General features: G+C 45.5%; 16 protein-coding genes. All 16 read left to right on the top strand.

The genetic code is table 11. The features are described from left to right. Nucleotides 1-168: 168 nt before the first annotated feature. The 16 genes from AAA943_RS15890 (at nucleotide 169) to AAA943_RS15815 (ending at nucleotide 22,980) form a co-directional block, all read left to right on the top strand. A complete protein-coding gene (locus AAA943_RS15890; RefSeq protein ID WP_338225260.1) occupies nucleotides 169-954 on the top strand; it encodes an enoyl-CoA hydratase/isomerase family protein in 786 nt (261 codons plus the stop codon). Nucleotides 955-969: 15 nt separating this feature from the next. Continuing rightward, nucleotides 970-2,475 carry a lipopolysaccharide biosynthesis protein gene (locus AAA943_RS15885; RefSeq protein WP_338225259.1) on the top strand — a complete coding sequence of 502 codons (1,506 nt, stop codon included), beginning with the start codon at nucleotides 970-972 and terminating at the stop codon, nucleotides 2,473-2,475. Between the two features lie 67 nt (nucleotides 2,476-2,542). Then, nucleotides 2,543-4,291 carry a tetratricopeptide repeat protein gene (locus tag AAA943_RS15880; RefSeq protein WP_338225258.1) on the top strand — a complete coding sequence of 583 codons (1,749 nt, stop codon included), beginning with the start codon at nucleotides 2,543-2,545 and terminating at the stop codon, nucleotides 4,289-4,291. After that, entirely contained in the window at nucleotides 4,284-5,021 is a 738-nt protein-coding gene (gene lolB1 / locus AAA943_RS15875) for a lipoprotein insertase outer membrane protein LolB1 (protein WP_338225257.1), read from the top strand. The genes AAA943_RS15880 and lolB1 overlap by 8 nt, the downstream gene beginning before the upstream one ends. Nucleotides 5,022-5,026: 5 nt before the next feature. Beyond that, nucleotides 5,027-6,268, top strand: coding sequence for a murein hydrolase activator EnvC family protein (locus AAA943_RS15870; RefSeq protein ID WP_338225256.1), 1,242 nt, complete (start codon nucleotides 5,027-5,029; stop codon nucleotides 6,266-6,268). Nucleotides 6,269-6,380: 112 nt separating this feature from the next. Beyond that, nucleotides 6,381-6,578 carry a twin-arginine translocase TatA/TatE family subunit gene (gene tatA, locus AAA943_RS15865; RefSeq protein WP_338219696.1) on the top strand — a complete coding sequence of 66 codons (198 nt, stop codon included), beginning with the start codon at nucleotides 6,381-6,383 and terminating at the stop codon, nucleotides 6,576-6,578. Between the two features lie 19 nt (nucleotides 6,579-6,597). Next, nucleotides 6,598-8,025 carry an Asp-tRNA(Asn)/Glu-tRNA(Gln) amidotransferase subunit GatA gene (gene gatA, locus AAA943_RS15860; protein WP_338225255.1) on the top strand — a complete coding sequence of 476 codons (1,428 nt, stop codon included), beginning with the start codon at nucleotides 6,598-6,600 and terminating at the stop codon, nucleotides 8,023-8,025. 16 nt (nucleotides 8,026-8,041) lie between these two features. Further along, nucleotides 8,042-9,415 (top strand): LysM peptidoglycan-binding domain-containing protein, encoded by a 1,374-nt coding sequence (locus AAA943_RS15855; protein WP_338225254.1) that lies wholly within the window; start codon nucleotides 8,042-8,044, stop codon nucleotides 9,413-9,415. Nucleotides 9,416-9,501: 86 nt separating this feature from the next. Next, a complete protein-coding gene (locus tag AAA943_RS15850; protein WP_338225253.1) occupies nucleotides 9,502-10,596 on the top strand; it encodes a DUF4837 family protein in 1,095 nt (364 codons plus the stop codon). Between the two features lie 21 nt (nucleotides 10,597-10,617). Next, nucleotides 10,618-12,891: an NADP-dependent malic enzyme gene (locus AAA943_RS15845; protein ID WP_338225252.1), complete on the top strand. Its 2,274-nt coding sequence runs from the start codon at nucleotides 10,618-10,620 to the stop codon at nucleotides 12,889-12,891. Then, nucleotides 12,888-13,484, top strand: a complete 597-nt coding sequence (ruvA, locus tag AAA943_RS15840; protein WP_338225251.1) for a Holliday junction branch migration protein RuvA — start codon at nucleotides 12,888-12,890, stop codon at nucleotides 13,482-13,484. Before AAA943_RS15845 ends, ruvA begins: the two co-directional genes overlap by 4 nt. 249 nt (nucleotides 13,485-13,733) lie before the next feature. Further along, a complete protein-coding gene (sov, locus tag AAA943_RS15835) occupies nucleotides 13,734-20,633 on the top strand; it encodes a T9SS outer membrane translocon Sov/SprA (RefSeq protein ID WP_338225250.1) in 6,900 nt (2,299 codons plus the stop codon). A 54-nt stretch (nucleotides 20,634-20,687) separates the two neighbouring features. Next, entirely contained in the window at nucleotides 20,688-21,065 is a 378-nt protein-coding gene (gcvH, locus tag AAA943_RS15830; protein WP_338225249.1) for a glycine cleavage system protein GcvH, read from the top strand. Nucleotides 21,066-21,075: 10 nt separating this feature from the next. Continuing rightward, nucleotides 21,076-21,447 (top strand): VanZ family protein, encoded by a 372-nt coding sequence (locus AAA943_RS15825; RefSeq protein ID WP_338225248.1) that lies wholly within the window; start codon nucleotides 21,076-21,078, stop codon nucleotides 21,445-21,447. Between the two features lie 66 nt (nucleotides 21,448-21,513). Further along, nucleotides 21,514-22,194: an energy transducer TonB gene (locus AAA943_RS15820; RefSeq protein WP_338225247.1), complete on the top strand. Its 681-nt coding sequence runs from the start codon at nucleotides 21,514-21,516 to the stop codon at nucleotides 22,192-22,194. Nucleotides 22,195-22,308: 114 nt separating this feature from the next. Then, complete coding sequence (locus AAA943_RS15815) at nucleotides 22,309-22,980, top strand: energy transducer TonB (RefSeq protein ID WP_338225246.1); 672 nt, start codon at nucleotides 22,309-22,311, stop codon at nucleotides 22,978-22,980. Nucleotides 22,981-22,997 lie beyond the last annotated feature (17 nt).

The following is a 22,997-nucleotide window of genomic DNA, read 5'->3' as shown; positions in this document are numbered from 1 at the left end:
GGAAAAATGAATGAAGCAGGCCTTCCTAATCCATGAATATACTTTATCCAACCCATAAATCTCCCTGAGCTACAGGGCTTCGCCTAACAGTTTTTGGATAAATATTTCCCTTCGATTTGGCATTGAGTCCCCTGACTGTATATTTGTTTTCCAACATCCCCCATTTCAATGGCAGATTTAGTAAATATCCTGACCGAAGAAAAAAACGGAGTTCTCTATCTCATCATTAACCGGGAAGACAAACTCAACGCGCTCAACTTCGCCACACTGGAAGAGATCAAGAGCATTTTTGAAGAAGTGGCAGACAATAAATCCATCAAAGCTGTCATCATCACCGGGGCTGGAGAGAAGGCCTTTGTCGCCGGAGCCGATATCCGCGAGATTGCTGATCTCAATGAAGTCAATGCCCGGAAGTTTGCCGAAAATGGCCAGGAAATCTTTGCCATGATTGAAAACTGCCACAAACCAGTTGTGGCCGTAACCAACGGTTTCGCTCTGGGAGGTGGTTGCGAATTGGCCATGGCCTGCCACATGCGTGTAGCCTCTGCCAACGCAAAATTTGGACAGCCTGAAGTCAATCTGGGAATCATTCCCGGATACGGAGGCACTCAGAGACTGACACACCTGATAGGAAGGGGAAAAGCCAACGAACTCATGATGACCGGAGACATGGTGGATGCCAATGAAGCCCTTCGCCTTGGTTTGGTCAACTACGTCCTGCCTACCAAAGCCGAGGCAATCGCCAAGGCAGAGGAGATGGTGGGGAAAATCATGAGCAAGGCCCCTTTGGCTATTGGCATGATAGTGGATTGTGTCAATGCTGCATTCCTCCCCGAAGAAAACGGCTACCAAACCGAAGCCAACAGCTTTGCAAGATGTGTCAAATCAGGCGACTACAAAGAAGGTACCTCTGCTTTTTTGGAAAAAAGAAAGCCCGTTTTCAAAGGGGAGTAAGCTCCTAGCTTCCCCATGAGCAATTTAAAACAACTTGCCGGACAGACCGCAGTCTACGGCCTGAGCAGCATTCTCGGCCGATCCATTAATTTTTTGCTGATCATCGTCTACACAGGTTATCTCAGCAAAGCCGACTTGGGTGCTTTCACTGGGATCTATGCACTGATTGGTTTTCTGAATATTGTCTTTACTTACGGTATGGAGACCTCTTTTTTTAGGTTTTCTACCGGCAAAAATCTTGATCCGCAGCAGGTTTATGCCAACACCCAATCCCTGCTCGTGACCAGTTCGGTGCTGATGGGCTCAGGTTTGTTTCTATTGGCACCGTGGATTGCGGAGATTATGGACTATCCCGGACAGTCCTATTTATTCAGATGGACTGCCTTGATTTTGACTTTTGATGCAGTTTTGGCTATTCCTTTTGCAAAACTGAGGTTAGAGAACAAGGCTTTGGTTTTTGCTGGTAGCAAACTCCTGAATATTCTGCTCAATGTCCTACTCAATCTACTTTTGATCATTTGGATGCCCAACTGGATCCAAAACGGCCTGTTACCGGGTGGATTTCTTGGCTATAGGATGGATTGGGGAGTAGAGTATATTTTCTTAGCCAACTTGATAGCCAATGGACTGATCATTCCTTTCGTTTGGTGGCAAGCAGGATTTTTTCGTTTTTCCATGGACAAAAAAATTCTCTTCCCGATGTGGAAGTATTCCCTGCCCCTTTTATTTATGGGGCTTGCAGGAGTGACTAACGAACTGGTTTCCAGACTTTTATTTGAATACACCATTCCAGACAAGTTTTACTCAGGGTTAAATCCCCGGGAAGCAGGGGGCGTATTTGGTGCCACATTCAGACTGGCTATTTTGATGAATCTGGTGATTCAAGCTTTCAAATATGCTGCTGAACCTTTCTTTTTCAGACAATCCTCAGACAAAAACTCCCCCCAGCTCTACGCCCGGGTGATGCATGCGTTTATTCTGTTTTGTACGCTTTTGATGATTGCCATTTCGGTCAATCTGAACTGGATCGGGCCCCTTTTCATCAAGGGCGAAGGATATGCTGAAGCGTTTGTTATCGTCCCCATGCTGCTATTTGGTTATTTGCTTTTGGGTGTCTATTTCAATCTTTCGATTTGGTTTAAGCTGACTGACCACACCCAGTACAGCTTTTGGATTACTGCCTTGGGTGCGGTGGTGAGTATTGTGGTGATTTTGGTGGCTGTTCCCAAGCTCGGCTACTTGGGTGGCGCGATGAGCACCCTTGCTTGCTACACAGTGATGACCATAATCTGTTATTACTTTGGTCAAAAATATTTCCCCATTCCTTACCAAACTGCAAAAGGGATTCTCTATTTGCTGACGGCGTTTGGCTTGAGTTACTTGGGTTTTTCCCTTCCTTTTGAAAATTTTTGGTTGGGGTTCCTTGCTAAAAACAGTCTCATACTGCTCTTTTTGGGATTGGTCCTCTACTTGGAAAAAAGCGAACTTTCCAAGCTGACCAATTCGTTTAAAAGAAGTTGAACTGCATCTGTCAGTTAGTCCAAAAACTTCCATTCTATTTCATAAAAGGCATTATGTTTGTGCTGAGATGCTGCATTACAGACCGCACGTGAGAATTACCCCCAGTATACTTCTTGGTTTTTTCTTTTTTCTAGGCATTTCCGCAGGATTTGCACAGGATAAAATTTCCAAAAAAGAAGCCAAACGACTCGAAAACCAAACCAAAGGAAGCCGCTACTTCATTGAAGGAGAAAAAGCCCTTGTCTTGGGAGATTTGGAGCGTTCTTTTTTCTACTTGCAAAAAGCATTGGAATTTTCTCCCGACGAACCAGCCATTCATTACAAGATTGCAGAAGTATTGGTCAGGTCCGAGCAGGCTGAAAAAGCACTACCCTATGCCAATCGGGCGGTGGAGACAGATCCAGAAAACAAGTATTATGCCCTCCTTGTGGCGGAGATTTACACTCAACTCAAGCAGCCGCTCAAAGCCGCTGAAATCCTGGATAGACTCACCGCCGATTCCGAAAAAAATCAGCAATACAATCTCGATCTCGCTTCGATTTACTTACAAGCAGGTGAATTTGACAAGGCTTTGGTGGTATTGGATCGAGCAGAGGAATACTACGGAGTCCGGGAGCCTTTCACTATGCAAAAGCAAAGGATCTATCTGAGAAAAAATGACCTTGCCCAGGCTTTGGCAGAGGGAGAAAAACTCATCGATGCCTACCCGGGAAATCCTACCTACGTCCTCAATCAGGTAGAAATCTTGTACAACAACGGACGATTGGATCAAGCGCTCACCTTGGTCGAGGAAGAAATGGAGAAATTCCCCAATCAACCCGAACTTAGAATGGCTGCCTACACGCTACTCAAGGAAAAAGGGCAGCAAGGAAAGGCTCAGGTGTACCTGATTTCTGCTTTTGCCAATCCTGACTTGGATCCTGAGGTCAAAGCTAAGACTTTTGTCTCCATTCTTTCCGAAATGCAGACCAGCCAAAGAGATTCTCTGCTAGATCAGATGGAGAGCCTGATGCTAGACCTCCACCCGCAGGAAGCCATGGTATTGGAAGCAGCAGGTGAACGAAAGAAAAGGCAAGGAAACATGGAGGAGGCTGTGGAATTGTATAAAAGATCCCTCCAATCCAATCCAAAAAATGCCAGCCTCCTAGAGCAGGTCATTCTGAATTCGTTTGGGGAAAATGCTGATTTCGCCAAGCTGGAAACCTTCACGGTCATGGCTACGGATGAATTCCCTGAAGCAGCGGAGTTTTGGTTTTATGACGGGGTAGTGAAGTCTGCCAGAAAGAAAGACTCTTTGGCCGTCAACTCACTCAACAAAGCAATCGGACTCAATCAAGGGAGGAATTCTCAACTGGACCAAGTGGCTTTCGGATCTTTGGGCAATAGTCTTTTTAATTTAGGGAAAAAAGATTCGGCATTCCACTACTTCGATCGAGCGCTCCTACTCAACCCCAATGACGAACAAGTATTGAACAACTTTGCCTATTTCCTTTCCCTCGAAAAAAAGGACCTGGAAAAAGCCATCGCTATGTCCGGGAAAGTGGTCGAAAGATTTCCGGACAATTCTACTTACCTCGATACACATGCCTGGGTTTTATTTCAGATGGGAAATTATCAGGAGGCGTTGACGTTTATGGAAAAGGCAATTGCAAACGAATCCGACCCAAGCGGAGTACTGTTGGAGCATTACGGAGATATTTTGTTTCATCTTGGCAAAGTTTCTGAGGCTTTAAGCTGGTGGAAGAAAGCCTCGGAAAGTGACGAAGCTTCTGAACTTATTTCAAAAAAAATTAGCGACAGGAAATATTATGAATAGATTTTTTGCATTCTCCCTTTTGATTCTTTTGGTGGTGTCTGCCGGATGCGCCAGGAAAGTAGTCCTTTATGAAGGAGATCAGGGCATGACTGACTTCACTCCCCGTAATGCAGATTATGACTACCTAAATGCCAAAGCCAAAATTGTCATCGAGGAAGAGTCTGGAAAAATCACACGAGGGACTCTTAGCCTAAGGGCAAAGAAAGACAGTGTCCTCTGGTTTACCATGTCTCCGGGCATGGGCATGGAAGCCATCCGAGGATTTTTCACTCAAGAGAAAATACAGATTCGGGATCGGATAGGACGTGACGATGTCAACCTGACCTATCAGGAGTTTGAGCGATTGTATGGACTCAAACTCTCGCTGGAAATATTCCAAAATGTACTTTGGGCAAATATTCCCCATCCGGTAGACTATCAGGATCGATTGGTCAGAATTGGAAAAAAGTTTGAACTGACTCAGGTAAGAGATGGGGTACGGTATTTTACCAAAGTGGAAACTTCTACAGCAAAGGTGGCCGAACTCACCTCCAATTCCTTGGATGACCGAGGTTCTTTCCTGGCTAGCTTCCCCAAGTTTATGGATGTCAATTCTCAACCCTTCCCTGCTGAAGCTCTTTTCAAACTCATGTACCAACTGCCGGAAGGAAGTCAAAATACGATCATCCATGTGGAATGGACCAGCATGGAGCCTACATCCGCTCCATTAAGTTTTCCATTTAGGTTTTGATTGATATGACGTCTTTTTTCCGGTTTTTTTTAGTCATGCTGTTGGTTTTTGGCCTGGGTAAAGACGCATTTCCTCAGACCAAAAAATCAAGAGAAGATCTCGAACGGGAAAAAGCCGAAGTGCAGGCACGACTCCGGGAGTTTGATGCAATCCTCAAGCAAACCACCGCCACCAAAAGGACCTCTATTGGCGAACTGAATGCGATCACCCAACAATTCCAGACCCAAAGCCGGTTGGTCACTACTTTGGACAGAGAAGTTCGTCTGATCAATCAGGAAATCCAGGAAACCGAGCGAAAAATCGAGATGCAGGAAAAGCAGCTCAAAGAATTGAAGGCAGAGTATGCCCGAATGATTTACAACTCTTCCAAGCTCAATCGGGGACTTTCCATTGTGGCTTTTGTGTTCAGTTCGGCCAATTTCAATCAGCTCTACATGCGATTAAAATACCTCAAGCAGTACAGCGATAGCCGAAAACAACAAGCCGAACAGATAGTCAAGCTTACCGAGCAGCTGGCCGAACAGCGGGTCCTACTCGATGAAAGAAAAGCCGAAAAAGAGGTAGTCTTGGCCGAGGAAAAAACCGAGCGAGAAAAACTCGAAAACCTGAGAAAAAACCAACAATCGGTGGTCAATACCCTTTCCCGAAAAGAACGAGATATCCAGAAACAAATTACAGCAACCAAGAAACAGCAGGAACAACTCAACCGAATGATCAAAGCGGCTATTGAGGAAGAAATCCGATTGGCTGAGGCTGCTGCTAGAAAAGAAAACAGCACCACGACCAAAAAAGCGGGAACTTCCATGCCTATGACTCCTGAGGCAGCAGCGCTTTCCAGCTCGTTCGCTGGTAACCGGGGAAAACTCCCTTGGCCCGTGGAGACGGGCTTTATTACCCAACGCTATGGAACTTACCCTCACCCGACCTTGAAAGGAATCACCCTGGATAGTGACGGAATTGACATTCGCACTCAACCCAACTCCAACGTCCGAGCGGTGTTTGACGGGGTGGTCACCAAAATCACCACCATTCCTGGGTATGGAAACACTCTGATTATCAAACATGGGGAGTATTTTACTATGTACAGCCGACTCAAAACCATCACCGTAAAATCAGGACAGGAGGTCAAAGCCAAAGATATCATCGGACAGGTAGCTACCAATGCCGAAGGACAGGCCGAAGTTCACTTCCAAACTTGGAAAGGATTGCAAATCATGGACCCTGCAACATGGATTACGTCCAAATAGGTCAAAAATTCGTAGCTTCATAAAAAAGATGCACCTCTACAGCCGGGAACTTTGGCTATGCGGGGGACAGTTGTATCTTTGTTATCTTATATATCCTTAAACACACACCATCATGCTTACATTAGGTTTCATTCAAAACATGGGCGGAGGTTCTTTGATTCTCATCATCCTCGTTATCCTTCTGCTCTTTGGTGCTAAAAGGATCCCTGAATTGGCCCGAGGATTGGGTCGTGGCATCAGAGAATTCAAAGATGCCACCAAGGAAATTCAGAACGATCTTGAAGATGGGCTGAAAGACAAAAAGAAATAATCTCTAAAGCCAATTCACATTGGAAAAATTCGATTCCTTCGACGATATAAAAAAATCGCTCGAAAAGAGAGAGGCTGATTGCAAGTCAATAGTCACGTATTATTTAAATAACATCCAGACGAAGGCGCATCTCAACGCCTTCGTCGAAGTTTATGCCCAATCCGCTCTCCAACAGGCAGAGCAAATTGACGAGAAAATTTCCAAAGGAAAAGCCGGTAAGCTTGCCGGAATGGTCATCGGAATCAAAGACGTTCTCAATTTTTCAGGTCATGAATCCAATGCCTCTTCAAATATCCTCAAAGGATACATTTCCCAATATACGTCCACGGCAGTACAGCGATTGATCAATGAAGACGCCATCATCATCGGTAGACTCAACTGTGACGAATTTGGGATGGGCAGCTCCAACGAGAATTCGGCACATGGAAAAGTATTGAATGCGCTGGATGAAAGCCGGGTACCCGGAGGCTCATCGGGCGGTTCTGCCGTGGCTGTCCAAGCCAATCTCTGCACGGTTTCGTTAGGTACGGATACCGGAGGTTCTGTCCGTCAACCCGCAGCTTTTACAGGAGTCATTGGCATGAAGCCCACCTATTCCAGAGTTTCCAGATGGGGATTGATTGCCTATGCCTCTTCTTTTGACACCATTGGAGTTTTCTCCAAAACCGTAAAAGACAATGCTTTGGTGATGGAAGTGATGGCTGGACACGATGAATTTGACAGCACTTCCTCCCGGAAACCAGTTCATCATTACAGTGAATTACTTCACTTTGAAAAAAAAGTGAAAGTGGCCTATTTCACCGAAACCCTGGAATCTCCTGCTCTTCAGCCGGAAATCAAAGTCCAAACCGAGGCTATTTTGGAGAAACTAAAAGCGGAAGGACACGAAGTGAAGGAGGTTCATTTCCCCCTTTTGAAATACACGCTTCCGACTTACTATATTTTGACCACAGCGGAAGCAAGCTCTAATCTTTCCAGATTTGACGGAGTCAAATACGGCTATCGGTCTCCCAATGCCCATAATCTGGAGTCCATGTACAAGCTGACCCGAAGTGAAGGTTTTGGAGAGGAAGTGAAGCGGAGAATCATGCTGGGAACATTCGTGCTATCGGCAAGTTATTATGATGCCTATTTTACTAAAGCTCAACGGGTAAGAAGAATAATCAAAGACTTCACAGAGAATCTTTTGGATGATTTTGATTATCTTATCATGCCGACTACGCCAACTACAGCGTTTAAGTTTGGTGAGCACAGTGGAGACCCCGTTGCGATGTATTTGGAGGATCTATTCACCGTTCAGGCTTCAGTCTCAGGAGTACCGGCTATTTCCCTTCCTAACGGAAAAGACCAAAATGGCATGCCGATTGGTCTACAGGTAATCGCCAATTCCTACAAAGAAGCTGAATTGTACGCTTTTAGTAATTATTTGACAGAATTAACAACCTAAATAAAACCTTATGAAAATGACTTGGCATAGAACCATCCTCAGCTCACTGGCAGTATGTTTGATTCCCATGACCGAAGTCTTTTCTCAGGAAGAACCCCTAGAAGTGGCTTCCGCTCTCAATGAAGAGATTCTTCCCAATTACCACTACGAATACATTCCCGACTTCACCTACAAAGAAGTGGAGCAAAGAATCAAATCCATGAAAACGGATATGCCCTTTGAGCTCAATGACCGGATTTTTTCCTTCATCCAATACTTCACCGTCAGAAATCGAGAGTACACCAAAATGGTTTTGGCAAGAAAGGATAAGTTTTTCCCCCTCTTCGAGTCAACCATGAAGAAGCACGAGATGCCGGTGGAAATCCAATACCTCTCCATCATCGAATCCGGATTGGATCCTCAGATTCGATCCAGAGTGGGTGCAATGGGGCTTTGGCAGTTTATGCCGGCTACAGGAAGGATGTATGGCATGTATGTCAACTCCGATGTGGATGACCGCATGGACCCTGAAATGAGCACTGATGCAGCGGCTAAATATTTGAAGTCACTTTATCGAATGTTTGGAAATTGGGAAGTTGCTTTGGCAGCTTACAATTGTGGCCCGGGAAATGTCCGAAAAGCTATCCGCCGTTCTGGAGGAAAAACCACCTTCTGGGGAATATACAATTACCTCCCTCGAGAAACTCGCGGATACGTTCCTCAATTTCAGGCGATGCTTTATATTCTGAATCACTTGGAAGAGCATAATTTCAATCTGGAAGAACCCACCTACCCTATCGAATACGAAAAGATTCGGTTTGATAGGGCATTTAGAATGGAAAAACTGGCTGAACTAACTGATATCTGCCTGAAAGATTTGGAAGAACTCAATCCCAGCATCAAAAACCGAAACATTCCTGAATCCAACAGGTCCATGGCGGTACGAATCCCCAAAAACAAATCCATGTTTTTGAAAGAGAATCTGGCTTGGATTGGTGATTCTCTGGGCAATGCTCCAACCTTGCTACTAGCTTCCCAGGTGGTACCTGTAAATGAGGCTGTGGCTGCTGTCAATAGGGAAGCTGTTACTTACCGGGTAAGGTCAGGAGATGTCTTGGGTAAAATAGCTTCCAACCACGGGGTAACTGTAACCCAACTCAAGGATTGGAACCATCTCAACTCCAACCTGATCAAAGTAGGTCAAACTTTGAAAATCTACTCCGGGAATTCATCCCCATCGGGTACCCTGGCAGAAAATTCCTCATCTGGCTCCAAGACTTACACCGTACGCCCTGGAGATTCGCTTTGGATCATTTCTAAAAAGCATTCGCTCACTGTAGAGCAAATCAAAAGGCTAAACAACCTCAACTCCAACAACATCAAACCCGGGCAAAAACTGATCATCGGTTGATTACTGGATGAAAAAAAATAAATCCTCCCCATTCCTTCATTTTCTGAGGTATTTGGAGATTAATTCATGACTTAAAAAACTTCGAAATGAAACGATTTACCCATATAATTTTGATTCTTTCAGCCCTTAGCCTATTCTCCTGCGGAGAGGGTAAAGAGGGCTTTGGAGGCAGCAAACCCAAGGCCAAAGGATCCATTGGTGAGATTGTCCTGGCCATAGATTCTGCAAAATGGGCGGGCCCAGTCGGGGAAGAGCTAAGGGGTATTTTTGAATCAGATTTACCTGGGATGCTTCGCTCTGAACCCATGTTTAAGGTACATCGGGTAGATCCCAGAGGGATGACTCGGATGCTGAAAATGTTTACCAATCTGGTCTATGTGACCACTTTTGACGACAAAAGCGGTGGTAGCCAGGTGATTAATGCGCAGTTTTCCAAAGAGTCCAAAGAAAAGGCTGCAGCTGACCCAGGTCTGTATTCCTTGAGGATGGAGGACGAATATGCCATAGGTCAGGAAGTATTGTATCTATTTGGCAACAATGAGGAAGAACTCATTGCCAATCTTCGAAAAAATAAAGATCGGCTTCAAAACCTTTTCGAAGTACGGGAAAGAGGCCGATTGGAAAAGGCTTTGCTGGCAAGAAAAAATTCAGCTGCTCAGCATGAAGCGAGAAACAATCTGGGAATTCAGATTCAACCACCAGTTTCCTACCAAATTGCCAAAAGCGAACCAGGATTTCTATGGCTAAGACAACCTTCCCCTACCGAAAAAAGACCGGATATCAGCCTGTTTTTTTACGAAATGGATTATACTTCAGAAGAGCAGACTTTTCCTGAAAACATCGTGACTCTCAGAGACTCAATCACCAAAACGAGGATTTTTGGGGACCCCGAAAACCCAAATTCCTATCTGGTAACCGAAAAACAAATTCCTCCGGCATTCAGAAACCTAGTGATAAATGATAATTTTACCGTCGAAATCAGGGGTACCTGGAAGACCAACAACATCAGTATGGGCGGTACTTATCTTGGCTATCTCATGGTAGATGAGGCAAAAGGTAAGCTATATTACATGGAGGGATTTGTCTATTTTCCCAATGAAATCCACCGGGATGCATTGAGAGAAATCCAAACCATTCTACTCAATACGGATGTAAGTTGGATGGAAAACCAGGGAGCCTAAACCCAGTCTAACCCATCATTTATGTCCATCAAAATCCGAAAACAGGATGCCTTAAATTACCATAGCCAAGGCTCCCCCGGAAAAATTGAAGTTATCCCTACCAAGCCCGTTTCCAGTCAGCTAGACCTTGCCTTGGCCTATTCTCCTGGAGTGGCTGAGCCCTGTAAGGAAATTGCCGAAGACGAGGAGAAAATTTACAAATACACTGCCAAGGGAAACTTGGTCGCCGTCATTTCAAACGGTACAGCTGTCTTAGGTCTGGGAAACATCGGACCTTCTGCCTCCAAACCGGTTATGGAAGGAAAAGGCGTACTCTTTAAGAAGTTTGCTGGAATCGATGTTTTTGATCTCGAAATCAATGAAACCGACCCCAAAAAACTCATTCAAATCATTCGCTCTCTTGAGCCCACCTTTGGTGGAATCAATCTAGAGGACATTAAAGCACCAGAATGCTTCGAAATCGAGCAGACCCTGAAGCAGGAAATGAATATTCCTGTGATGCACGACGATCAGCATGGAACTGCCATAATTTCCGGAGCGGCATTGGTCAATGCCTTGGAACTGGTCGGTAAAAAAATCGAAGACATCCGCCTGGTAGTCAGCGGTGCGGGGGCCGCAGCCATTTCCTGCCTGAGATTTTACATCAGTTTGGGAATTCAAAAAGACCATGTCATTGTCTGTGACAAAGACGGGGTGATTCGTACTGACCGGGAGGGGATATTGGACATCCACCGGGAGTTTGCGACCCATCAGGATATCACTACCATTGCAGAGGCTCTTCCCGGAGCTGATGTATTTTTGGGCCTTTCTGCAGGCAATATCATTTCTCCTGAAATGATCAAAACCATGGCACCGAATCCCATTGTCTTTGCCTTGGCAAATCCTGACCCGGAGATCGATTATTACACAGCCATCGCGGCAAGAGAAGATGTGATTATGGCCACTGGCAGGTCTGATCATCCCAATCAGGTGAATAATGTATTGGGTTTCCCTTACATCTTCAGAGGTGCCTTGGACGTAAGAGCCACAGTCATCAACGAAGAAATGAAATTAGCGGCAGCCCGGGCCATTGCCAAGCTCGCCAAAGAACCAGTACCTGAAACCGTGAACAAGGCCTACGGGGACAACAGTCTTTCCTTTGGCAAACTTTACCTGATTCCCAAGCCGGTGGACCCCCGATTGATCACGACAATCGCTCCTGCTGTAGCCAAAGCTGCTATTGATTCCGGAGTGGCCAAAAAAATCATTACCGATTGGGAAGGGTACGAACTTGAGCTTCAAAAAAGAATCGGTATCGATCAGCGACTCATGCAAGTGGTCATTGGCCGAGCCAAAAAAGACCCGAAACGGGTGGTCTTTGGGGAAGCGGACAACCTCAAAATTCTCAAAGCAGCTCAACTCATTCGGGATGAAAAAATTGCTATTCCTATCCTTTTGGGCAATCGGGAAAAGATCCTTTCTCTAATCGAAACCAACTCCCTGGATTTAGCCACCGTCACCATAATCGATCCCATTTCAGAGACTGAAAAGCTTCTCGAATTCGGAAATTTCCTCTACGAAAAAAGAAAACGAAAAGGCATGACCGTGCATGATGCCCATCGGCTGGTAAGAGAGAGAAATTACTTTGGGGCCATGATGGTGGAGAAAGGAGATGCCGATGCATTCATCTCCGGTCTTACCAGAGATTATCCGAAGACTATTCTCCCTTCACTGCATGCCATCGGAGTGAAACCCGGTGTAAATCGAGTGGCAGGGATGTACATCATGAATACGCCAAAGGGGCCTTATTTCTTTTCCGACGCCACGGTCAATGTCAACCCCACCGCCGAGGAATTGGTAGATATCATCGGCCTCACAGCCAATGCCGTGAAGTTTTTCAATATGGAACCAAGAATCGCCTTGCTTTCTTACTCTAACTTTGGGTCTGCTCAAGGCGAAACGGCTACCAAAATGGCTAAAGCTACTGCATTGGCCAAAGCGAAATATCCTGACTTGGTCATCGAAGGAGAAATGCAGGCGAATGTGGCGCTCAATCAGGACATTCAGCGGGAGGTTTATCCCTTCTCAGTGTTGGCCAATCAGCCGGTAAATACCCTGATTTTTCCTGACCTTTCTTCATCAAATATTGCCTATAAACTTCTGGCAGAACTGGGCAATGCAGAAGCTATCGGGCCCATTCTATTGGGAATGAATAAACCTGTTCACATCCTGCAGCTGGGGAGTTCCATCCGGGAGATTGTCAACATGGTCGCCATTGCCGTGGTAGATGCCCAATCTTCAGGAAACATGTTATGATCGCCTACTTAAATGGTCGCTTGGTTTTCAAAGATCCTACCTATGTCATCCTGGACGTGGGAGGGGTAGGCTATCAAGTCAAAATATCCCTACAAACCTACAGTCGAATCAAGGATGAGGAGCAACTCAAGCTCCTTACCTACCTTCATATCAAGGAGGATGCACATACCCTCTACGGATTCAAAGAAGAGCGGGAGAAAAATCTTTTTCTCCTGCTCTTGTCCATCAATGGGGTAGGCCCAAATACGGGTTTGATGATCTTATCTTCACTTAGCTCAGAAGAAATCGAGCAAGCAATCCTATCCAATGACGTGGCCACCATTCAGGCAGTGAAAGGAATCGGAAGCAAAACCGCTCAAAGGATTATTTTGGAGCTGAAAGACAAGCTGGGCAAAGGCTCTGGCACCGAAACGACCGCACCTCTTGGCTTCTTGCATTCCGGCAATAAAGTCCGCGAAGAGGCGTTACAAGCATTGATTACTTTGGGCTTCCCGAAAGCAGTCGCTGAGAAAAATATCACACAGGTGCTGAAAAAAACAAACGGAGAAATTTCCTTAGAAGATTTAATTAAAGCATCTTTAAAGACACCTTAATTTGAATCTGGATTGAACTTTAAGGACTTACTGACTTTTTGCAGGAGGAAGCCTGGAAGCTTGATCCCTGTTGGATTGATCCTGCTGATTTGTCTGTTAAATCTATCCCCAGTACATGCTCAGCAGACAGGAGAACGAGACAGTATCCAAGCTCGAATAGATTCTCTCAATTCTAGAAGACTTGCCCCCTCCTTTTTGCTGTGGCAAAATCTGAGGACAAATCCCCTGTTTCCATACAGCAACCCTTTTTTGAAACAGCGGTCCCCATTTCTGCCCCTCTCTCCGGTAGACCAGTCCGTAGAAGTCCGAATGGATTCTACCCTGAGATACAACATTCAGGATCAGGTAGACAGCGCCCGAATCGGCAACGAACAAGAATACAGTTTTGATGAGTTTTCGAAAATTCAGGAATATCGGGTCAGGCAGGATTATTGGAGATCCCGTGCCCGGGGAATGGACGGAGAAAGTGCCGTGGAAGGCAGGAACCTCATCCCTCCGCTCACAGTCAGTCCCTCTTTTGACCGGATTTTTGGCGGTGATCAAATCAACATAGTCCCCACAGGGTATGTCAATCTGGATTTTGGTGCGATTTTCCGACGAGTTGACAATCCCACCTTGCCAATTAGGCAGCAGCAAAACGGGGGATTCAATTTCCAGCAGCAGATCCAAATGGCCGTCAATGGAAGTTTGGGTGAAAAAATGAAAATCGCCGCCAACTTTGATTCCAACAACTCTTTCGATTTTCAAAATCAACTCAAGGTTGAGTACGATGGCTTTGATGAAGACATCATTCAATCCATTGAAATAGGCAATGTGAGTATGCCCGTTCAAAACCGATTGATTCAGGGGGCTCAGAACCTTTTCGGGGTAAAAACCCAAATGCGCTTTGGAAAATTAAATGTGACCGCTGTAGCCTCCACCCAAAGAGGCCGAAGAGACAACCTGGTAATCGACGCAAATGGGCAAGGAAGAGCTTTTGACATCCAAGCCTCCAGGTACGACGAAAACCGACACTTTTTCCTTTCTCATTTTTTCAGGGATAACTATGAGAGATGGCTGAGAGGACTCCCTCAGGTACTTTCAGGAGTGAATGTGACCCGAATCGAAGTCTATATTATGAACCGTGCTACCAATACCGAAACCCTGAGGAATTTTGCGGCATTTTTGGATTTGGGCGAAGGTCGGGTCATTTACAATCCTTCGAACCCCTCCATCGGCAACGGAGATCCCAATGCACCTGCGGGAAACGGAGCCAACCTTCTTTATTCGAATATTTCAACTAACCCCAGCTACCGGCCTTTTGACACGGGCGCAAGAGCCATGGAATCAGACTTGGGTTTGAGGAAGGGAGTGGATTTTGAGCAAATCAACGGCGCAAGAAAACTGGCTCCGACTGAATTTTTCTTTAACCCCCAATTGGGTTATTTATCCCTTTTTCGAAGACTTCAAAACGACGAAGTACTGGCAGTATCCTATGAATACACCTACAATGGGCAAGTTTACAAAGTCGGGGAATTGACCGAAGACTACCAAGTCAGAGCTGAAGACGAGCTGATTTTCCTCAAGCTCCTCAGACCAGCAAGAATCAACACCCGAATTCCTACCTGGGACCTGATGATGAAAAACGTCTACAGTCTCAATGCCAGTCAGATTCTAAGGGATGGTTTCCAGCTTCAGATCATTTACCGGGATGATCGCACGGGTCTGGATAATCCAGCCCTATTGGAAGGGGCCAATGTCAAAGATGTCCCCCTCATCCGGCTCACCGGACTTGACAACCTCAACCCACAAAATGATCCCGCACCTGACGGCAATTTTGACTTTGTGGAAGGCTTGACGATGATTTCCAACCGGGGCTTACTCATTTTCCCTGTTTTGGAGCCATTCGGTTCCAATTTGGAGCGAAGGTTTAATCCCGAAGAAATCGTACTTAAGGACAAGTACGTCTACGACACGCTCTATCGTACAACCCAAGCCGATGCAGAACTGGTCACCCGGCTCAACAAATATTTTATCAAAGGAAGGCTTACGGCAGGTTCTGCAAGCGAAATCCAACTTCCCGGCTTGAACATCGCTCCGGGGTCGGTGATCGTACAGGCAGGAAATATTCCTCTCACTGAAGGGGTCGATTTTACAGTGGATTACAATGTCGGACGATTGGTGATCATCAATGATGCCATTCTGCAATCAGGAAAGCAAATCAATGTGAGTTTTGAAAAGGCGGATTTGGTCTCGTTTCAAACCAGAAGCCTACTTGGAACCAGGCTCGACTACTTAGCCAGCAAAAAGCTGAATATCGGTGGTACTTTTCTCTACCTCAATGAAAGACCCAATGTGACAAGAATTGCCACTGGAAATGAGACTTTGAGAAACAGCCTCTGGGGCTTTGATGTAAACTTCAATGATGAGTCCCGATTTCTGACCAAACTGGCCGATGCTTTACCTTTCACTGATACCAAAGAAAAATCCCTTGTCCAGTTCAATGCGGAGTTTGCCCATCTTATCCCCGGGTCTTCCAACAGAGTAGATGGAGATGTGGCCTCCTACATCGATGATTTTGAAGCTGCAGTCACCCCGTTTTTTCTTGGAGCACAAGCTAATCAAACCTGGAAATTGGGAGCAACCCCAGTAACTCCAGACAATAAATTTGATCTGAGCAATCAAGCAGGAGACAACTTGGGAAACGCCTACCGAAGAGCAAGACTGGCATGGTACAATATCGACAATATTTTCTACAGGGAAAGTGGCCCTGGTGTCCCTACCAATCTGAGTGCAGAGGACCGGAGAAATCACTATGTCCGCAGAGTGGTGCCTCAGGAAATATTTCCCAACCAGGACAGGGAGGTAATCATTGTGCCTCAACCCCTGTTTGAAATGGCTTTTTTCCCCAGAGAAAGAGGAATCTACAATTACAACCCGGATCTGACTCCGGAAGGATTATTGCCCAATCCCAGGCAAAATTATGGAGCGGTAACCCGAGCGATTACCACAGAGGTGGATTTTGACCGAACAAACATAGAATACATCGAATTCTGGTTGATGGATCCCTTTATTTCGGGAGAAAACGGTCGGGTATTAGATGGGATTTTTAATCAAAATAATACCACGGGGGGTAAGCTATTTCTCAACTTAGGAGACATATCCGAGGACGTGATGAAGGATGGCCGTCACGCCTTCGAAAACGGTCTTCCTGCCGATGGTGATCCTACTAAAACAGGAGAAAACGAATGGGGAAGGATTACCAGAGAGCAGTTTTTGATCCCGGCTTTTGACAATTCAGAGGCCTCCAGAATCAATCAGGATGTGGGCTTGGACGGATTGAAAAATGAAGACGAGGTCGACTTTTTCAGGTCAAGATTTTTGGACCGGCTGAATGTGACTCCTGAAGCCCGAAACAGAATCACCCAGGATGTTTCTGCAGATGCGTTTCAATACTATCTGGATCAGGAATTTGACAACAACAATATCAAAATTCTGGAGCGATACAAGAAGTTTAACGGCTTGGAAGGAAACACCCCAGTCTCTGCCGACCCTAGTCTTCCTTACACTCCGTCCGGCACCAACTCCCCGGACAATGAAGATTTGAACACTGACAATACCATCAATGAACTGGAGAATTACTACGAATATGAAATCGACCTCCGACCCGGACAGCTCAATGTGGGCCAAAACTACATTGTAGACCAAGTCACCGCCAATGTCGGGGGGGATGAGGTAAACTGGTACCTATTCAGAATACCCGTAAGGCAACCAGACCGAGTGCAGGGAGATATCACCGGGTTTAAATCCATCCGGTGGATGCGAACTTACCTCACGGACTTCGAGCAGCCGGTAGTCCTGAGAATGGCTGAATTCAGAATGGTAGGAAGCCAATGGAGGATATTTCAGGAGTCGCTCTTTGAGCGTGGATTTTTTGAAATTCCAGAACCTGATCTTTCCAACGTAGTGGTGGACGTAGTAAATATCGAACAAAACTCCCAAGGAAGTGACAAGTCTAGCCCTTATGTGCTTCCTCCCGGAATAGTCCGTGACCGAGACAATACGTCTACGGTAGAAAGAAGATTAAATGAGCAATCTCTCCGGGTATGTGTGGAAGATTTGGCACCAAAAGATGCAAGAGCAGTATTCAAAAACTTAACCATTGATCTGGTCCAATATGAACGGATCAAGATGTTTTTCCATGCCAACAGCGAAGATGCCCAAGATGGAGAAGTAACTGCTTTCCTAAGATTGGGGACAGACTACACAGACAACTACTATGAGATCGAGGTACCTTTGACCATCTCTCCCTTGGGTAGCAATGATCCCACGTTGGTTTGGCCAAAAGAAAACGAAATAGACATTGCCATTCAGGAAATCGTAGGTGTCAAGGTAGAGCGTGACAATACGCAATCGCCACTGACTTTACCATTTTCTCAGAACATCAGGCAATACAAGGTGACGGTGGTCGGGAGGCCTGAGTTGAGCCTAGTTCAGGGAATGATGATAGGGGTCAGGAACCCCGGCACAGGAATCGGTTCTTCCAAGTCTATTTGTATATGGGCAAACGAACTCCGGGTCACCGGATTCACCAAAAGCAACGGCTGGGCTGCCAATGCCTTCCTCAACACCAAAATAGCCGATGTAGCTGTGGTCTCTGCCTCCATAAGGCACAATTCCATAGGTTTTGGAGGACTGGAAACCCGGCTATCTCAAAGGACCCGTTCAGCTACTACCCAATATGATATATCCACAAATGTGGAAGTAGACAAGCTTTTGCCCAAGGAATTGGGATTAAGCATACCGATGTACTTTTCCATCGAAAATTCCTCCACACGACCCGAATATGACCCCCTGAATCCCGATGTTCCCTTTGAGGTGGCTTTAGGAAAATTTGAAACTGAAGATCAGCGAAGAGCCTATCGGGAAATCGCCCTGGACCAACTCAACAGAAAGAATCTCAGCTTCAACAATATAAGGAAAATCAAATCAAATCCTGAAGCTCCAAACCGAATCTATGATCTGTCCAATTTTGCATTTTCCTATGCTGTGGGCACAGTGACCCAGACCAATGCACAGATCCAAGGCTATACATTCAAGACCAACCGAGGTAATTTGACCTATAGCTTTCAGCCCAAGGAGTGGGTAATTGCCCCTTTCAAAAAATCAGAGGGAATGAAATCCCCATACCTGAAATTGATCAAGGATTTCAGTCTCAACCTTTCCCCTACCCTACTCTTAGCCAGATTGGATGTAGACCGCCGTTTTGTAAGGTCACAGTACAGAAATGACCAATTGAGTACGGCAGGTGTGGACCCTCTTTTCCAAAAATCCTTCTTCATGAACCGTTCATTCAATGTAAACTGGGATCTTTCCAATAGCCTCAGGGTAGATTTTGATTCCAGAGCCATGGCAGTGGTGGATGAACCGGAGGGAGATTTGGATACGCAGGCAAAGATAGATTCTGTCCGTGCCAACTTCTGGAGATTTGGCCGAACCACCAATTACAATCATACCGCGACCGTCAACTACTCCATTCCCCTCAACAAACTGCCAATCACCGATTGGGTTCAGGCAGAATACCGCTACCTGACTTCCTACACTTGGCAGACGGGGGCCATAGGACAACGGGACACTTTGGGTAACGTCATTCAGAATACCCGAGACCAAAGCATTACCGGCAAATTGGACTTTCTAAAACTATATAACAAAAATAAAAGCCTTGCCGCTTTAAACGCCCCCAAACGACCCAGCATACCGGGAAGGAATTCCGTAGCGGCAGAGGACACGATAGGCACACCATTCAGCAATAAGTTGCTGAAATTTTTGATGATGCTAAAAGAGGTGACATTCAATTATGGAGTAGTAGAAGGGACCTTCCTACCTGGCTATATGCCCAATACCGGCCTTTTGGGCATGGATCGGGCTTGGAATAATCCGGGCTGGGCTTTTGTTTTTGGCAGTCAGAATCCCAATATCCGATTTGACCTTTCCGAAAATGGAAACATGGCTCCTAGTGTAGAACTCACCCAGCCTTTCCGACAAAACAGAGCCACCAACTTGCGTCTAACCGGATTGGCAGAACCTGTCCGTGATTTTAGGATTACCTTGGCCGCCTCTAAGCGGGAAATCGGGGACTATCAGGAGATTTTCCGGAATTCATCAGACAATCCGGGCAATTTCCAATCACTCAGTCCCAATCGCTTAGGCTCTTACAGTATCACAACCATTCTCATCGGAACCACTTTTTCCAGAGACAATGCTCAAAATGTGTCCCCGCTTTTCACCGATTTTGAAAATTATCGGTCCATTATCAAGGCCAGACTGGATGGGGCTAACCCCGAACAGGGCGAGTTTGGAATAAACGGGCAAGATGTGTTGATACCTGCATTTTTGGCAGCGTACCGAGGACAAGATCCCAATACCGCCAATTTGAATCCTTTTCCCAAAACACCTCTTCCCAACTGGAGACTGGATTATCGGGGACTCTCCCGCCTGAAAGGATTAAGTGATATCTTCTCCAGCATCAATATTACTCATGGATACTCTTCCACCTATGATGTGAGCAATTTTTCAAACTCACTTCAATACCAAAGAGGCCTGGAATTATTCAATTCCTTACAGCAAATTCAAAATCCGAGCATTGTCAACGACGATGGACTTTTTATTCCGATTTATGTATTGAATCAAGTGGTGCTTTCCGAACGGTTTGAGCCTTTTATAGGCCTGGATCTTTTGACCAAGGATCGATTCAATATCAATGTCAACTACAACAAGGAAAGAAACCTGGGCTTGAATTTCTCTAACTCACAAATTACCGAGCAAAAAACGAGTGACTTCGGACTGACCCTGGCCTATACCAAAGCAGGTGTGAAAATTCCATTCAAAATTCAGGGAAGTCAAAAAGTATTGAAAAACGACCTGCAATTTAGGCTAGACTCCAGAGTCGGAGACACCCGGACAGTCCAGCGAAAAATCGGGGAAACCAATACCGTAACCAATGGTAATCTGAATATTCAATTCAGACCTACTATAGGATATGTGATCAACCAAAACCTGAACCTAACCATCTATTTTGAGCGAACAATCAACGATCCCCGAGTCACTACCGTGTACCGAAGGACCTCCACCGCCTTTGGTGGACAATTGAGATTTAATTTGTCACAATAGATTTCAATCTGTCCTGAATCCTTTTAATTTTGACGCTCTGTAAATAAAAAAACTATGAATTTTCCTGAAGAATTAAAGTACACCAAAGACCACGAGTGGGTAAAAATTGAAGGGGATATTGCAACCATCGGAATCACCGATTTTGCTCAAAAAGAACTGGGAGACATCGTCTATGTGGAAGTAGAAACGATCGGCGAAACCATCGAAGCAGGTGAGGTATTCGGCACCGTAGAGGCCGTCAAAACCGTTTCAGACTTATTTATGCCGGTGACCGGTGAAGTTATTGAAGTCAACGAAGTATTGGAATCTTCTCCGGAGTTGGTCAACGAATCTCCTTACGAGTCCGGCTGGATGGTCAAAGTGAAAATTTCAGGGGACCTGCCTTCGGATCTGATGGATGCTGCTGCCTACGCAGAACTAATTGGTGAATAAATAAGATCATTTGAGAATATTCCTAGCATCAGTCTGGCAAATTTTCCTTTTCTGGGCCATGCTGAGCCCGGGAAATCAATTTCCTGAGATTGATGTTTTTGATCTTCAGGACAAGTTGATTCACTGGTTGGTATTTGTCGTTCAGACCTACCTATGGTGCGGAGTGAGTCTGAGAAGAACCCCTTCACTCAGCAACAAATGGAGAGTATGGATCCATTTTCTGGTGTTTGGATTGGCCATGGGAGTCTTCTTGGAATATGCACAACAGTTTATCCCCTACCGATCTTTCGATTATTGGGACATGATTACCAATGCAATAGGTGCTTTCTCCGGATTTCTTATCTACCGAAAGTGGCCTTCCATTAAATTCATTTTGGAATAATCTTCAATTATTCTTACTCTTGTTATCACTTTGGAAAAATATTAACCTGTATAAACCAATTAACTCATGGAAGCAAAAAAGACTCCTAAAGCTGACTTGACCAAGAGGGTGGGAATGTTCACCAACCTTGGTTTGGCAGTTTCTGTAGGTCTCACACTTGCTGCCTTCGAATACAAGTCTTTTGACGACAGTGCCTTGAAAGATCTTGGCGCCGTCAATGACAACTTCGAGGAACTGCTCGATGTGCCTATCACAGAACAGCCACCACCACCGCCACCACCACCACCGATGGAACAGCCTATCATTGAGGAGATTCCGGATGAGGTAGAAATTGAAGAAAAAATCGAGGTTAACTTTGACGTGGACGTGAAAGAAACCACAGTCATTAAAGAAGTAGTCATTGCAGAAGCTCCAGTAGAAGAAAAAGCAGACGAAATCTTTGACGTGGTAGAAACCCAACCCAATCCTCCGGGGGGAATGTCAGGATGGAATCAGTATCTTTCCAAAAACCTGAAATATCCAACTCAAGCACGAAGAATGGGTATCGAAGGGACAGTAATCGTAGTATTCGTAATCAACACCGACGGTTCTATTCAGGACGTAGAAGTACTGAGAGGTATCGGCGGAGGTTGTGACGAAGAAGCTGTAAGGGTAGTAAGTGAAGCCCCTAAGTGGGAGCCCGGTAAGCAGCGAGGTAGACCAGTACGTACTCGAATGAGACTACCGATCCGATTCAAACTAAGCTAAAACAAGCAGAGGCTGTCAGCAAAAACTGACAGCCTTTTTTCTTAATTATTGTTAGAGGATTAGTTTTTCAATAGAATAAAAATTAATTTTTTAATACACTAAACTCTAACAGCCATGGAAAACAAAAAGAACCCGAGACTTGATCTCCAGAGATGGAATCAAGTCTTTCTTAATTTGGGACTGCTTATTGCAGTTGGCGCTGTTTTGGCGGCCTTCGAATGGAAGGCTTATGAGGAAAAACCCCCAATGAATCTGGAAGATGGGATTACAGATTGGGATATTCTGGATATCCCAATCACCATTCAGGAACCTCCAAGGGCACCTGACCCTGTGGTCATTCCACAGTTCAAACCCACACCAGACGATATTGTCTTGGACGACCTTCCCAATTTTGATCTGAATGTGGACCCCACCTCAGAACTTCCCTCAGTGATTTTGGATAGTATTCCTCCAACTATCGAAAATGCTGACGAAATCTATGATTTTACAGAAGTTCAAGCCTCTTTCGTAGGAGGTATGCAGGGATGGTACGAATACCTCAAAAAGAACCTAGTCTATCCCAAAATGGAGCAACGGGCAGGACGAGAGGGAACCGTGATTCTCAGCTTTGTAGTGAATATTGACGGAAGTATCGAAGATGTGGTCATAAGGAGATCGGCTGGAGAGGGTTTGGACGAAGCGGCCAAACGAGTGATTGAAGCCTCTCCCAAATGGGAACCGGGAAGATTCAGAGGACAGGCTGTCCGCTCCAGAATGACCATCCCAATCCGGTTCAAGCTCAATTAATGAGGAAAAGGAACGCG

The sequence above is a fragment of the Algoriphagus confluentis genome (genome assembly GCF_036245625.1).
Classification (GTDB): domain Bacteria; phylum Bacteroidota; class Bacteroidia; order Cytophagales; family Cyclobacteriaceae; genus Algoriphagus; species Algoriphagus confluentis.
Note: the sequence above shows the minus strand (reverse complement) of the source record. Positions and strands in the feature narration are given on the sequence as shown.